The 14316-nt window shown below is 40.9% G+C and carries 13 protein-coding genes; 5 read left to right on the forward strand and 8 right to left on the reverse strand.

What is annotated here, in order from left to right:
* Positions 1-12 precede the first annotated feature (12 nt).
* The 6 genes from RT269_RS15425 to RT269_RS15450 all read right to left on the reverse strand — a co-directional run bounded on the left by RT269_RS15425 (position 13) and on the right by RT269_RS15450 (position 6774).
* The gene (locus tag RT269_RS15425; RefSeq protein ID WP_313183850.1) at positions 13-777 is read right to left on the reverse strand and encodes a response regulator transcription factor; all 765 of its coding nucleotides are present in this window, start codon (positions 775-777) and stop codon (positions 13-15) included.
* Between the two features lie 3 nt (positions 778-780).
* Positions 781-2331: a sensor histidine kinase gene (locus tag RT269_RS15430; protein ID WP_313183852.1), complete on the reverse strand. Its 1551-nt coding sequence runs from the start codon at positions 2329-2331 to the stop codon at positions 781-783.
* A 163-nt stretch (positions 2332-2494) separates the two neighbouring features.
* Positions 2495-3412 (reverse strand): extracellular solute-binding protein, encoded by a 918-nt coding sequence (locus RT269_RS15435; protein ID WP_313183854.1) that lies wholly within the window; start codon positions 3410-3412, stop codon positions 2495-2497.
* Positions 3413-3806: 394 nt separating this feature from the next.
* Positions 3807-4826 (reverse strand): ATP-binding cassette domain-containing protein, encoded by a 1020-nt coding sequence (locus RT269_RS15440; RefSeq protein WP_313183855.1) that lies wholly within the window; start codon positions 4824-4826, stop codon positions 3807-3809.
* The gene (locus tag RT269_RS15445) at positions 4823-5524 is read right to left on the reverse strand and encodes a GTP-binding protein (protein WP_313183856.1); all 702 of its coding nucleotides are present in this window, start codon (positions 5522-5524) and stop codon (positions 4823-4825) included. The genes RT269_RS15440 and RT269_RS15445 overlap by 4 nt, the downstream gene beginning before the upstream one ends.
* Positions 5521-6774 carry an ABC transporter substrate-binding protein gene (locus RT269_RS15450; RefSeq protein ID WP_313183858.1) on the reverse strand — a complete coding sequence of 418 codons (1254 nt, stop codon included), beginning with the start codon at positions 6772-6774 and terminating at the stop codon, positions 5521-5523. The genes RT269_RS15445 and RT269_RS15450 overlap by 4 nt, the downstream gene beginning before the upstream one ends.
* Before the next feature lie 348 nt (positions 6775-7122).
* Between RT269_RS15450 and nirJ2 the strand changes: the two genes are divergently transcribed.
* The 4 genes from nirJ2 to RT269_RS15470 are packed head-to-tail and all read left to right on the forward strand — an operon-like array spanning position 7123 to position 10829.
* A complete protein-coding gene (gene nirJ2, locus RT269_RS15455) occupies positions 7123-8136 on the forward strand; it encodes a putative heme d1 biosynthesis radical SAM protein NirJ2 (RefSeq protein WP_313183860.1) in 1014 nt (337 codons plus the stop codon).
* The gene (locus tag RT269_RS15460; RefSeq protein ID WP_313183862.1) at positions 8133-9077 is read left to right on the forward strand and encodes an ABC transporter substrate-binding protein; all 945 of its coding nucleotides are present in this window, start codon (positions 8133-8135) and stop codon (positions 9075-9077) included. The genes nirJ2 and RT269_RS15460 overlap by 4 nt, the downstream gene beginning before the upstream one ends.
* Complete coding sequence (locus tag RT269_RS15465) at positions 9064-10056, forward strand: FecCD family ABC transporter permease (RefSeq protein ID WP_313183863.1); 993 nt, start codon at positions 9064-9066, stop codon at positions 10054-10056. Before RT269_RS15460 ends, RT269_RS15465 begins: the two co-directional genes overlap by 14 nt.
* Complete coding sequence (locus tag RT269_RS15470) at positions 10053-10829, forward strand: ABC transporter ATP-binding protein (protein WP_312448357.1); 777 nt, start codon at positions 10053-10055, stop codon at positions 10827-10829. The genes RT269_RS15465 and RT269_RS15470 overlap by 4 nt, the downstream gene beginning before the upstream one ends.
* A gap of 121 nt (positions 10830-10950) precedes the next feature.
* On the opposite strand, the gene RT269_RS15475 is transcribed toward RT269_RS15470, so the two are convergent.
* On the reverse strand, positions 10951-11853 hold the full coding sequence (locus RT269_RS15475; RefSeq protein ID WP_312448356.1) for an AraC family transcriptional regulator: 903 nt from the start codon (positions 11851-11853) through the stop codon (positions 10951-10953).
* 164 nt (positions 11854-12017) lie between these two features.
* Here RT269_RS15475 and RT269_RS15480 point away from each other — a divergent pair, with 164 nt between their 5' ends.
* A complete protein-coding gene (locus tag RT269_RS15480; protein ID WP_313183865.1) occupies positions 12018-13301 on the forward strand; it encodes a hypothetical protein in 1284 nt (427 codons plus the stop codon).
* 149 nt (positions 13302-13450) lie between these two features.
* On the opposite strand, the gene RT269_RS15485 is transcribed toward RT269_RS15480, so the two are convergent.
* Complete coding sequence (locus RT269_RS15485) at positions 13451-14308, reverse strand: AraC family transcriptional regulator (RefSeq protein ID WP_312504045.1); 858 nt, start codon at positions 14306-14308, stop codon at positions 13451-13453.
* Between the last annotated feature and the right edge of the window lie 8 nt (positions 14309-14316).

Here is a 14316-nt window from a genome sequence, read left to right on the forward strand (position 1 = left end):
TACAGGAGAGAGCTAATTGCATCTCTCCTGATATTTTGTGGGTGACATTCCCACGATTTTTTTAAATTGGTTGCTAAAATAAGTAGTATCAGAATAGCCGACGGAATCAGCCACTTCATACACCTTCAGCCGCTGATCTTTTAACAACTGCATGGACATCTTGATCCGGTAATAGATCAGATAATCGGTAAAGGTATAATTTGTCTCTTTTTTAAATATTCTGCTTAAATATCCCTCACTGATATCCAAATATCGTGCTACAGTAGTAAGGCTGATATCTTCCCGGCAATGGGAATCGATATATTTGATTGCTCCTGCAATATATTTATTGAATGTATGCTCGGAAAGCGGGAGATTGGGAACGGAGAGCAATGTACTTTCACCTGATGATGCATGGATTTGATTTTTGATATTGTCTATCACAGTTTTAACGGAGTTTTCCAGGTCTCCATTTTTCAAAGGCTTTATGAGATAATCTTTTACCCCTAGTCTGAGCGCGCTTTGTACATAGTTAAAATCATTGTATGCAGTAAGCATGATGATATGGGATTGGCTGCCGGAATCCTTCAAGGCCCTGACCATTTCTGTACCGTTCATGCGGGGCATTTTCACATCGGTGATAATGATATCAGGAGAAAGGTCAAGAGCCATCTTTAACCCTTCTTCTCCATTGGCGGCTTCTCCGACCAGTACACATTCCAAGGATACCCAGTCAGTCGTCAATATAATTCCTCGCCTGACTGGAGTCTCATCTTCTATTACAATTATCTTATACATACATTAACTCCTTTTCACTGGGATATGTATTGTGACAACGGACCCGCCTTCTTTTAAATTACTAGCAGAGATATCATAGTTGTCAGCATAATATAACTTTAATATCTGTATGACATTATATAATCCCAGATGTCCGCGTTTCTTGACCACTTCTTTCTGATTCAGCCAATCCAGCATATCTGCATTGATGCCACTGCCATCGTCAGACACAGAGACTGATAAGATGTCTGCTTCGCCGCCTTTTTGTATTTCGGCATAGATACATATATAACCATTTTCAAATCCTTCCAGGCCATGAAGAATGGAATTTTCTACCAGAGGCTGCAATATCATCTTAGGAAGCAGGCAGTCATAAATTAATTTTGGTATTTCTTCCGCAAACACAAATTGTCCGGAAAATCGGATTTTTTGTATTTCCACATAATATCGAATAATCTCTAGTTCCTGACGCAATGTGACAAATGGCTGTGAAGAGATAGAGTGCCTGAGTATTAATGCCAGATTCTCTGCTAATGTAGTGACTTCATTGCTTTGGCTGATTTTCGAGAGCCATTTGATGGAATCAAGTGTATTGTATAAAAAATGTGGATTTAGCTGTGTCTGGTATAATTTCAGCGTGGTTTCGTCAAGGTTCTTTTGCCTGGTGACTGCAGATTTTATATATTGATCAAGCTCTGCTGCCATATAATTAAAGCTTTGGGAGAGCCTGCCAAGTTCATCCTTCCTATTTGTATGCATACGGATGCTTAAATCTCCTGTTATTACTTGCTTCATTGCCTGATCCAAACGATTGATGGGCCTTGATATGCTGCGGCTAAAAAACAAGGATACCACAAAACAGAGAAACAGGCATAGAAGTGTAATGACCATTGTGATCAAATACATCATATTAATAGAAGTTTTACTGATCTGCGCCTGCTTTTGTAATAATATAGCATAGTGATATTGAGAACTCTTATAACTCTGGTATATATAGCGTTCCGTATGATTTTTGCCCCGCCCATGATCCAGCATAGATACTATATTCGAATTGTCAGTAAGCGGGCGTGAAGTGTAGATAGGTTCCAATAAGGAATCAAATATCATCAGGCAGTCGGAGGCAATATAATCATTGCTTAAGAGATGTGCGAAGCTGTCTTTATTGAAATTTAAGACAATATATCCGGCTGCAGTACCCTGGCTGTTAAGAAGGGGCCGTGCGATTTGATATAATATATTGGTATTCCTGCTGACAAAAGAATCTGTCTTGTAATATACCGTATCAGAGGTGAGAGAGAGCTTCTTGAGAAGTCCCCAGTACAAGGGTAAAGCGGCCGGCACTTCTTCGTTATCAGAAGCTAATAAGAGGCAGCCATTCGCGTCATATAAGCTTATAGTCGCATAACCATAGATCTTATTAGCAGCCTGATATAATAAAATATATAAATCTTTTTGCAGATAAGGGTCTGCTGCTCCGGACATAAAACGGCAGGTGGTATCATCCTTTGTCAAATCCTTGAAGATATCTTCGCTGATGGAAAATATTTCATCCATATGACTTTTGATTTGGTCCATCTGTAATTCGAGTTCCGATTCTGTACGATGTATTAGAGATTCATCCAGTATGCGTACGATAAATATATTGGAAAATATAATTGGTATCAGCGATACCGCCAGGCAAGATAAAAAAATATGATATTTAAATGGAAGACTGAGAATAAATTGCTTCGTATTTTCACTACCTTTCAGGAATGTTCGTGTTAAAATGATTGTTCCATCCTATCAGCATGATCTTATACTGCTTCATGATCTCGTTAAAGGGAAGCGTAAACTGAGGCAGCTCTGAGAGAGGACGAAGGCCATCAGGGGCAGAAATATCTGTTCTAGCCGGACGCAGGTGGTTGTTGTCAGATAAAAACAAGGCTACATCTTCAGAAGAGATGAAGTCTATAAAAGACCTGGCAGTGTCGGTATTGTTGCATTCGTTACTTATGGCAGAGCCATAAGTAATGATAAATGTACCTTCATTGGGATAGATATAATTGATATCGGGATTATTCTTTGTCAGGCTATAGGCATTATCTTCAGAAGAAATTCCCAGATACATATGTCCTGTTTCAATAGAAGTATTAAGGGTCTGGTTAGAGTCGTATGTTTGATATTCAAGATTTTCTACCAGTTTTTTTGTATATTCACCGATATTGCCGATGATGTTGTTGGATATTAATAATGCATAAGCAGAAATTTCCGAATCATTGGGACTGATAAATGCGACCTTGCCTTTCCATTGATCTGACAACAGACTTTCAAAACCAGTAGGTACTTCCTCGGAAGTAACCAGCCGCTTGTTGTACATGATCACGACAGGCAGATGATAAAGAGGGATCCATGCTCCGTCATTTACAATCTCCGGGTTGCTGTCAAAGGCTGAGATTTCAACATGATAGGGTAACCACGCAGTACGATTAAGCTCCAGCATCACGGAATCTATTGCAAATACGACGTCAATAGTATTGGAGAGAGCACCTGACTGGATACAATCGGCAAGGTCAGTAGAGGAACCCGTGATTACTTTAATAGAAAAACCGGTTCTTTCCATGAATTCTTTGATAATGGGCTTATATATGGACTCATCGGCAGATGTAAAGACGATCAAATCTGCTTTTATATCTGAGGAAGAGTCGGTCTTGGTTTGACAAGCGCTTAAAAGCAGCAATACCGCTAAGTGCAGACAGATATATTTTCGTATTCTACTTGTACCGATGTGTATCCCCTCCCATTATCAATACAGATATCATAATATGACATAATATACTGCAGATCGCATAATCTTACATCCTTATTTTACCAAAGAGGGTCCTGTTTTGCAATCTGTTTGCCATTATTAAATAAAATGTATAACTTTGTCATATTAGCTGTTTTCCTTTGCCGAACTGCGTCAGGGCTGGATGGCTGACTGGGTTCAGAAAGAGCCAAAGCTTCATTATACAAAAATCGGCGGATGTCTGATCCATCCGCCGCCTGAAATGTTAACGATTTAACCTGTCAAATTATAATGATTGTTCCATATCCAGGATGTTTGCAGACAAGGTACTTCCCTTACGCAGCTCCTGACGTGCTGCCTGTATCAGGGAATCCATTTTTTCAAGCCCTTCTAACAAGCGCTTTTCTTCCTCGCTGGTGTCCAGTACTTTGCTGATTCCGCCGTTTTTTATAATGATCCGCTTGTCCGCCATAAGGGCCAGAAGGGGGTCATGGGTTGCCATTAAGACGATCTTATCGGAGGAGATCAATAGCTCAAGAGCCTTTTTACGGTCAATTCCGGCATTTTCGATTTCATCGATAAGAACAATGGGAGAAGAGCTTAAAATAGCAGTATCTGCGATCATCAGGGCTCTGGACTGTCCTCCGCTTAAACTGGTGACAGGAGTGGTCAAGTCAAATTTTTCACCTGCCAGATGATTGGCGGCAAGGATGATCTGTTCAATTACAGTCTGGGGGTTTTCCACCAGACGGCTTACGGCATGCATCCTTAAAAATTCTTCTACCGTAAGGTCCATGACAAAATTCATGTTCTGGGACAACTGCGCCACCAGCCGGTTGTTGGAGGAGAAACGCCATTTATTATCCGGTTTCCCGCCATTGATCAAGATGCTGCGGCCCGTAGGCGTATCCTTTTGTGCCGCCCATTCAATATCTGCCAAAAGGCGGCTTTTGCCGGACCCTGTAGGTCCTACGATGGAAATGATCTGAGAGGTTTCCGCCGTAAGCTCTGAAAATCCTTCCGGATTGCCGGATTTGTCATGACCCGGCAGAATTGTCATGGAAAGGACCCGGTTGCTTTTTTCAAGCCCCAGAAACGCACTCATCTGTTCTAAGTAAACAGGAAGATTGGACAGGAGCTTTTCCTTGTCAATGGCCTGGTCCTCTAATTCTTCCTCAGTAAAATGCTCTAAATATTCCCGGAAGGTCTTATCCCCATACCCGGCAATATCCAGCCTGTTTTGTTCAAAGTATGCGCTTACAAAGGGATATTCTTTAAGAAGCTGGTCTAAGCTTAATTCCATCATGTCTTATCTGCCCCCAAATTGATTTTTTTAACGTTTCCCATCTGAAATGCTTCTCCGATCCTTGTTTCTCCAAGACAATAGGAGCAGAGGGCGGAAGGCATGGGGAAGCGAAGCTGCATGCCCTGGACGGACTCGATGTTCTGGTTTTCATCATAGAGAAGGCTTCCCAGCTCGTAGGCTCCCTGCCCGGTTAAGCCGTTTACATGCATGGTAACGGCACGGGGGTTTATGGAGCTTACGCAGGAGGCGAAAACCTCACGTTCTGCCTGGGAAACGATATCCCCTTTTGTGATCACCACAAAATCAGCGGATTTTAACATGGGACCGATCTTTTTCGGGGTATTGATGCCGGAAAGATTGTCGATGACGCATACTCCCTTGATTTCCTTTAAATAGGGGGAACAGCGGTTGCAAAGACCGGCGGATTCTGTGATGAGTAAGTCCAGCTTTTCCTCATTGCCCCAATTTACCACCTCCTCAATATTGGAAGCAAAGAAATGGTCTGGGCATAAAGCACCGGAAAGTCCCTTTTTTACCGGTATACCGGCTTTTTCATAGGCAGCGTCGTCATCTGTATAAAGACAGTCAAATTTGACAACACCTACCTTTATATTTCTGCTCTGATAAGATGCGATGGTTTTTAATATCACAGACGTCTTCCCGGAGGAAGGGGGGCCTGAAACAATGATCAGATTCATAAAGCCTCCTTTTCCGCTGCCTGATAAAACAGCCGTTCTGTAGTCTTAATAAGCTCTCCGATATCATGGCTGTGAATATAATCCCAGCCAAGCCACATGAATTTCTGATCTGGTTTTAAGTGGTTGTCTACCAGCGGATTGGTAGAAGGAAATTTTCCGTTAGAGGAAAGGATTTCACCTATTTCTTTGGAATACAGGAAGTCCACAAATGGTTTAACCTTCTCCCTGTTCTTTGTACTTGCCAAGAGGAAAATCGGACTGATGATCGCACCATCCTTTGGCCATACGGGCCGGAGGGGACTTTTCTCATCTGCCATGCTGGCAAAAAAGTAAGGGGAAATCGTAACGGCAGGAACCTTATTTCCATCCTTAGAAATATGGGATTTTACCATCTGGGCCGGATGCATGCTGCGCAAAAGAGCCTTTCCCATTTTTTCAATGCCCTCATCCCCATAATACCGGTGGATGTGCAGCAAAAATGCGTTAAACATGTCCAAGTCCTTCATTGGCATGCTGACGCTGTTTTCAAATTCAGGCTTCATTAAATCCGCCCAGCTTTCGGGAAAAGGACGGTCTCCTAAAACAGCGGTATTTACCATGATGACCGCAGGAACAATGCCGATGATGGCATATTGGTTTCTGGGATCTTTTAAAGAAATGGCCTCATTGTCAAAATCAGGATTTATTTGCTTAATATCTGAAATATCTTCAAAGGTACCGGAATCCCGGTAGCGTCCCATAAGGCTTTTATCAAAAAACAAGTCAAAGCCAGCTGAAAGATAGAGATCTGATAAGGCATCAGCGTTGCCGTCTGCGGCAATGATCCGTTCCTTTACATCATCAAGCCCAAGGTTGGCAGATTTTAAATTGTAGTCTACCTTATAGTCCATGGAATCCTTCTGGGAAGCCATCCAGGCTTCGAACTTTTCCAAAAGAGGAAGGCGAATGGGGCAGGGGAGCACCCCTTCAATGCGGATATCGCCGCCTTCTTCTTTTTTCGTAGGGGTAAGCCCGGAAGTGAGGTCCGGCAGGTTTTGCTTAATGGTTTCTTCCAGTTTTTCTATGAAAAGTTCCTGATTGAGCTTTCGCATGGATAAGGCCATTTCCAGAGTGACCGTCTTACCAAGAGTGTTGCGCATGATTGGATTGTTTAATTGCTCAAAACCATTTGCAACAAACAGGCCGATCGTTTCGGGGTATTTTTCAGTTATATCGTAAATGGTGTCAGTAATTTTTATATAGTGTGCCATTTTTCTTCCTTTCTGTATGCGATGAAAGTCTGGTTTCTTTGATATGTTTATCATAACATATGATTTCCCATTTTGTTGTTGTAATTACAACACATGAGGAATCGTTATTGATACTATTTATTAAAAACCATATGATTACACCTGTTTTCCATGAAAGTCTTAAAGAATTTATCTGATTTTCCGCTGGTTTTGAATTTAGAGCTTATGATGGATTCGACTTCTGGAAAGTCCTGAAAACAACGTTTGTTTTCAATATATCGGTAAAAATCATAAAATTATGGAATGAAAAAGGGCTGATGGAATTATGATGAATTGAATGGTTTAAAGAACAGTACAAGGAGAAAGCATATGATCGTTTCATGGATGACAACAAACCAGTGTAATCTTAAGTGCAAGCATTGTTACCAGGATGCCGGCAGTAAAAAGGCAGATGAATTAACAACGGAAGAGGCCAAAAAGCTAATCGATGAAATTGCCAGGGCCGGTTTTCGCATTATGATATTCAGTGGCGGGGAACCGTTAATGCGCCCGGATATCTATACTTTGGTATCCTATGCAGCCGGTGCGGGCCTTCGGCCAGTTTTTGGCACCAACGGTATGCTGATTACAGAGGAAGCGGCAAAAAATTTAAAGAAGTGCAAGGCTGCAGTCATGGGAATCAGCCTTGACAGCCTGGATGAACAAAAACATAACCGTTTCAGGGGAGATGAAAATGCATACCGGCTGACCTTAGAAGGAATCAGGAATTGTAAAAAAGCCGGCCTGCCTTTTCAGATACATACTACGGTCATGGACTGGAATCAGGAAGAAGTGGAAGATATTATTGATTTCAGTGTGAAATCAGGCGCTGCAGCCAATTACCTGTTTTTCCTGATTCCGGTTGGCAGAGGGAGATTTTTAGAAGAAACTTCGCTGAAAGTCATGGAGTACGAAAGGCTTCTTCAGACTATCATGAAGAAGCAGAAGGAGGTTTCCATTGATATCAAACCCACCTGCGCCCCTCAATTTACAAGAGTTGCAAAGGAGTTGGAAGTTGATACCCGCTTTACCAGAGGATGTCTGGCCGGACTTTCCTACTGCGTGGTAAGCCCTGTTGGAAAGGTCCGTCCCTGTGCCTATATGGTTGAGGAAGCAGGAGATATCCGCAAGGAACCGTTTGATGAAATATGGAAAAACAGCAGCCTGTTTCAAACCCTGCGCACCCGGGATTACAAGGGGACATGCCGTGACTGCATTTACGAAGAAGAGTGCGGAGGCTGCCGTGCGCGAGCAGGATATTATCATGACGGCGATTATATGGCAGAAGACAGCTATTGCGCTTACGGAAAACAATTATGCAAAGAAGGTGCCTTGATAAATTGAAGAAAAAAACCATGGTGTATGCAGTGATGCTTTTTATGATAGTAAATATGCTTGCCGGGTGCGGCAAAAGGACAGGGGAACCGGCTGCCGTCATGCCGGAGGGATACTGTTTTACCGATGCTCTTGGGCAGGAGGTGACGGTCCGGAAACCGGAGCGTGTGGTTGCTTTGATGGGGAGCTTTGCAGAAGTCTGGTTATCAGCCGGAGGCAGGCTGGCCGGTGTAACGGATGATGCATTTGATGAAAGAGGGCTGGAACTTTCGGAGGAAACTGTATCCGTGGGGAAATATAACAGTCCCAATGTAGAAAAAATCATAGCCTTAAACCCGGATCTGGTTCTATTGTCATCCGAAACCAAGGAACATGCAGCGCTTAAAGAGGTTTTGAAACAAGCTGGCATTACAGCTGCCTATTTTAAAGTGACATATTTTGAGGATTATCTGTCCATGCTTAAGACCTGTACGGAAATAACCGGGAGAGAAGAGTTGTATGAAAAAAATGGGCTGGCTGTGAAAACAGAGATTGAGGAAATCCTTTCCAGGGCAAACGCTCAGGAGCCACCCTCTGTTTTACTTCTTATTACTTATTCCGGCGGAGCGGTGGCGCAAAATTCCAAGACTATGACAGGAAAAATGTTAAATGATCTGGGTTGTAAAAATATAGCCGACGAGAATCAGAGTCTGTTAAAGGAGTTTAACGTGGAAAGCATCATAAAAGAAGATCCGGACTATATTTTTGTGATCCCCATGGGTAATGACGATGCTCTTGCCATGAAGAATTTAAAGGAAAGCATTGAAAAGAATCCGGCATGGAATGGCCTGACTGCCGTTAAAAATAACCGATATATCCTTTTGCCAAAGGAAAAGTTCCTTTATAAGCCCAATGAAAAATGGGGAGAAAGCTATCAAACCCTTTGGGAGATTCTATATGGAAAGAAATAATAAGGCGCGGCTGCTTATCCTTTTGTCAGCTGCAGGGCTTTTGATTTCGGTTATGCTGGGATTGTGTCTGGGTACCAGTAACATCCGGCCATCTGTTCTCGCAGCGACCCTGTCTGCAGGAGAGCCTGATGATTTTTTATACCGGATTCTCCTTACGGTACGCCTGCCGAGAGTCACAGCTGCCCTGCTTTCAGGAAGCGCACTTGCAGTATCCGGTGCGATCATTCAGTCCGTGTTAAACAATCCTCTGGCAAGTCCTAATATCATAGGCGTGAATGCAGGAGCCGGACTTTTTGTTTTGCTGGCATCTGCATTTCTTCCGGCAGACCCGCTCCTCCTGCCTTTGTCGGCATTCTCCGGTGCGCTCCTTGCCTGTCTTCTGGTTCTTGCCATTACCATGACCGGCAGATTGTCAAGGGTCATGCTGGTATTAACAGGCTTTGCGGTTAACAGTATTTTCAGCGCAGGAATGAATACGGTTATGATTTTATATCCGGATGCCTACGTAGGCGTAGGAAATTTTCTGGTGGGAGGACTTTCCTCTGTTACTTCCAATGTACTTGTATATCCATCGGTTTTTATTGCCGCAGGCTTTATTCTGGCGTTGCTTTGTTCCAAGGGTTTAAACATTTTAAATCTTGGGGCAGACAGCGCAAAAACCCTGGGCATGAATGTAAATGCCTGCAGATGCATCTATTTGGCCATTGCAGCCATACTTGCAGGTGCGGCCGTCAGCTTTGCCGGGATGATCGGTTTTGTTGGTCTTCTGGTTCCCCATGGGGTGAAAATAATGATCGGGCAGGACAACCGGTATGTCATCCCCGCAAGTGCTTTGACAGGTGGTATCTTCGTAATCTTGTGTGATCTGCTTGCCAGAACCTTATTCCTGCCCTATGAACTGCCGGTGGGTATTTTGATGTCCTTTTTGGGAGGGCCGTTTTTTCTTTATCTGATTCTAAAAAACAGGCGGAAGGGATGATGGAAATTATGATCAGGCTTGAGGATGTGACTTATTCTTATAACAGGCAGCCGCTGATCCGTGGGATGGACTTAAATTTTGAAAAAGGTAAGATAACCACCATCGTCGGACCCAACGGATGTGGTAAAAGCACGGTGTTAAAGCTTTCTTCCCGGCTTTTGCATCCTGATAAGGGAAAGGTATTTTTAGAGAATAAGGAAATCGGCGGTATGAAACGGAAGGAGTTTGCCAGGAACGTATCCGTGCTGCTTCAAAGCAGCCACGTACCGGATATGGCAGTGGAAGATGCGGTGATGTCAGGAAGATATCCCCACCAGTCTCCGGTCAGTTTCTCTTCTGCTGAGGATAAACGGCTGACGGAATATGCCATGAAAATGACATGCTGCCAGTTTCTTCGAAATAAAAATGTGCGTCAGCTTTCCGGAGGAGAGCGTCAGCGTGTTTTTCTTGCCATGGTGCTGGCTCAGGATACGCCGGTTATTATTCTGGATGAACCCACAACTTATCTTGATATTAATGTTTCCTATGAAATTATGGAGCTTATCAGCAGTTTAAACAGGAAACTTGGAAAAACCATTGTTCTGGTTTTGCATGATCTCAATCTGGCTCTCAATTATTCAGACCGGCTGGCTGTGATGGAAAATGGGAGGGTGGTTGCTTATGAGGAAGCTTCGGACCACAGGGTACATAGCTGTATCAGTGATATCTTTAAGGTGGATATCCGGCGGCTGACGGAAAAGGGGAAGTCGTATTATTATTCATTTAAAATATAAAATTAAGCTGTAAAATAAAAAAGCGGTTCTGCAATGATAATAATGAACTGACCTCAATAAGTTAGACCAAAAAATCCAACTTATTGGGGTCACATCATAAAAACCATGAAGAATCGCTTTTTTATATATGATCATTTTTTCTATTCCTATATTGAATGGGAGTAAATCCCATTTTCTTACGAAAAACCTGTGTATAATAGCTTCCACTGGAAAAACCTATATTATGGGCTAATTCTGTAATACTTAAATCTGTATTATCTAATAGGTATAGACTTTTTTCAATTCTATAGTCTAATATATAGGCACTTATCGTTGCATTCATATATTTCTTAAAGAATCGGCAACATTCATTTGTACAAATGTTTATGGTACCGGCGATCTCTTCTAAAGATATCTTATTGCCATAATTATTATGTATGTATTCTAATATTTTCTTTAGCCGATTCAGCTCCTTTTCATTATAAGAACTTACTGATAATTCATCTTTTGATTTTTCAAAGCAATCATATAAATTCATCCATATGGAGGTTAAAAGTGTAAGCAGTTTTAATTCATTGATTTCTTTATTGATTAATTGCAAAGTATTAATCCCTGATAAAATTTCCAAGATATTTCTTGCACCTTGGTCATTGTCTAGCAGCAAAAGGTAAGAGAAAAACGGGTTTTTAACGATTTCATCTATATATTTTGTTTTAATACGACTTAATTCAAAGCCATAAATGAGCTTAGGTAAGAATGTGATGGATAAATACTTACATTCTTGCCTGTTATGCATTTTCCCGCTATGCATCATGTTTTGATTACAGAAGATTCCCTGTCCCTTTTTTAATAGAAGTTCAATACCATTGATTGTATATAGAATTTCACCTTCTATAATATATGTGAATTCTATTTCTGGATGCCAATGATCCAGAAAATAACCTCTGTCATATCTGGACAGCACTTCTTTACTGATTAAAATGGGATATTCTTTTGATCCATGCATTTTTAACTCTCTATGTTGATGATCAACTGAAATTTGCATAGGCACCTCAATTTAATGATAAAAACAATCAATATATGGATATTTTTTTAACATTAATATTATTATAATAGTTTCAAATGATTTGTCAATAAAACGTGTATTCTGTGAAATGCAATGATAAAAAGAATGGAAAATGTATTTCAGAGAATATGAAAATAAGAGGGATGGCAATAGAAAGGAAAAGAATGGAAGACATTGGTGTTAATAGTGAGAAAAAATATTGCCAGAAGCAGGCGATTATCTTTAACTCTTTTAACCAGATAATTACGAACACACTGACAGGTGATATTATGGTGCTGTTTCTAACCGATATTCTTTTATTTAAGATTGAAAATATCACCTTTATTTTATCATTAATACCTTTGGTTGCATTGGTGAGGCTTCCGCTGATATTCGTCTTGAGAGGGGGGAGTAAAGTGAAAATGATAGAAATCAGTATTATTGTAAAAGTAATTTTTATAGCAGTACTATTATCTGTTCCATGGAACTTGCTGGGGGTCTGGAAATATACTGCTTTAATAATTATTTATCAGATTTCCGCAGAATATGGCGTTGGTATATGCTGGCAGCCTTTAATGAGGGAAATTACAACAATTAGAGACAGAGGTCAGTTCTTTAGCCGTATGCGGTTCGTATTTATGTCACTGAACACAATATTTGTTTTTCTCCTGACTTTCTTTGTTGGTGATGTTATGAACAGCTTTCAATACAAAGTACTATTGTACGTATCATTATTTGGCCTTTCATTACAGTTTTATGCAATCAGAAAAATAAGCAGGAAACAGATTATCATAGATAATAATGATGGCAATAAAATTAGCAGACCATTCTTGCAGCAGCTAAGTGATAATAAGAAAATACTATGGGCGCTTATTTTAGACCTGTTATTTCTGTGCATTGGATTTACGCTGAATGTAGTTTATCTTAAAACAGTGCTGGGATATTCCTCAAAGCTGGTATCATTATATATAACATTAAACAATTTAGGTGGAACATTGATCCTTCCATTAATGGGCAGGGTCCTAGATAGGAATTTACAAAAGGGAAGCAGATACATATGCAGGCTGTATTTAATATATATGGTGGTTTTAATCATGCTCCCTGTAAATCTTTCAGGCAGTATGATAAATGTTGTATTTGTTACCATGTTTTCACTGCTAAGCGGAGTAATTGCATCTGGTGTATATCTTATGATGACAATTCTACAGCACAGCCTTGTGAAAACAGAAGATTCTTTGATGGTTCTCAACTTATATCAGATTATTATATATGCTGTTGCATTTGTATCTACGAATGTGTTTGGAAGCATTATAAATTATGCGAGTCACGTCAGGATTTCTATGATTTATTTATTTTCGCTGGATATATTTAAATGTGTTTATGTATTCCTTATAATGAGTTCCGTAGTAATTGTGAAAAAGGTATTTCATAAAATGTATGAATCTTAGGGATTAATTTCCTGTGATATATAAAAACTTGTCTGCCAAGGAAAATGGGGAATAACAAGAGACTATATTGGATCTGCCGAATTATAGAAAGTAGAAAAACATGCACTTTGAAAGTGAGGCTTGACCGCCTTCCGTTAAAAGTGCATGTTTTATTGACAGTTTTTCCGATAATTGCTTGCTGAAATTCCGTAATACTGCTTAAAGGCATAGGAAAAATGCTGGACAGATGAATAATTGAGCCGGTCGGCAATTTCTGAAATGTTTAAGCCGGCGTCGTTTAGATAAATTTTAGCCATGGACATCTTTGCCTCAGTCTTTTTCTGAAGAAATGTCTTACCATAGTATTCTTTTAAAAATCGTTCTGTCTGCCGGATGCTTAAGCCAAGGCGTGCGGCCAGGTTTTCTAAAGTAAGGGTCTCATATTCATAAAGAAAACTTTCTTCAACAATGATATATTTGCTGTCCACTAAATTGGACGGAGAAAAATGTACCTTTGACTGCCGCATGTTTTCATAATTGCGGACAATCTTCACCACACACTGCTGAAGCAGAGTTTCTACCTGAATCATATAACCGGTATACCGGTGCTCCAGTTCAAAGAAAATCTGCTGCATCAGCGGATATAACTCCTGGGTATCCTGACCGAACCAGAAATGGGTATGCTGGAATTTATATGCCACGGTTTCTGTTCCCAGATTCCCGGCACCGGAACTCTGGAGCTTGAAATAGATGCAATACTCTGTCATTGGATCATTTTTAATAGGGATCTGTTCATGCTCCACATGGGGACCGGTCATGTAAAGGGTATTAGGGGTAATATCGTAAACCTGGTCATCAATATAGACAGTTCCATGACCATAGGGAATGTAATGGATCTCGTAGCTGTTGTTCCCATGGCTGTGCCTGGGCATGGAACGTAGAAAGCGCTCGAACACAATGTTCAGAACAAGGAATGTTGTATCATTAATAGTAATCTTAATATTCAGATCAGTATATACCGTTCTCATAGCGTACC

Origin of the sequence: Lacrimispora sp. (assembly GCF_032078915.1) — a bacterium.
Classification (GTDB): Bacteria; Bacillota; Clostridia; order Lachnospirales; family Lachnospiraceae; genus Lacrimispora.

Coding starts and splice junctions, on each gene's coding strand:
- RT269_RS15425 (WP_313183850.1), bottom strand. CDS start 777: ATGTATAAGATAATTGTAATAGAAGATGAGACTCCAGTCAGGCGAGGA.
- RT269_RS15430 (WP_313183852.1), bottom strand. CDS start 2,331: ATGGACCAAATCAAAAGTCATATGGATGAAATATTTTCCATCAGCGAA.
- RT269_RS15440 (WP_313183855.1), bottom strand. CDS start 4,826: ATGATGGAATTAAGCTTAGACCAGCTTCTTAAAGAATATCCCTTTGTA.
- RT269_RS15445 (WP_313183856.1), bottom strand. CDS start 5,524: ATGAATCTGATCATTGTTTCAGGCCCCCCTTCCTCCGGGAAGACGTCT.
- RT269_RS15450 (WP_313183858.1), bottom strand. CDS start 6,774: ATGGCACACTATATAAAAATTACTGACACCATTTACGATATAACTGAA.
- nirJ2 (WP_313183860.1), top strand. CDS start 7,123: ATGATCGTTTCATGGATGACAACAAACCAGTGTAATCTTAAGTGCAAG.
- RT269_RS15465 (WP_313183863.1), top strand. CDS start 9,064: ATGGAAAGAAATAATAAGGCGCGGCTGCTTATCCTTTTGTCAGCTGCA.
- RT269_RS15470 (WP_312448357.1), top strand. CDS start 10,053: ATGATGGAAATTATGATCAGGCTTGAGGATGTGACTTATTCTTATAAC.
- RT269_RS15475 (WP_312448356.1), bottom strand. CDS start 11,853: ATGCAAATTTCAGTTGATCATCAACATAGAGAGTTAAAAATGCATGGA.
- RT269_RS15480 (WP_313183865.1), top strand. CDS start 12,018: ATGGCAATAGAAAGGAAAAGAATGGAAGACATTGGTGTTAATAGTGAG.
- RT269_RS15485 (WP_312504045.1), bottom strand. CDS start 14,308: ATGAGAACGGTATATACTGATCTGAATATTAAGATTACTATTAATGAT.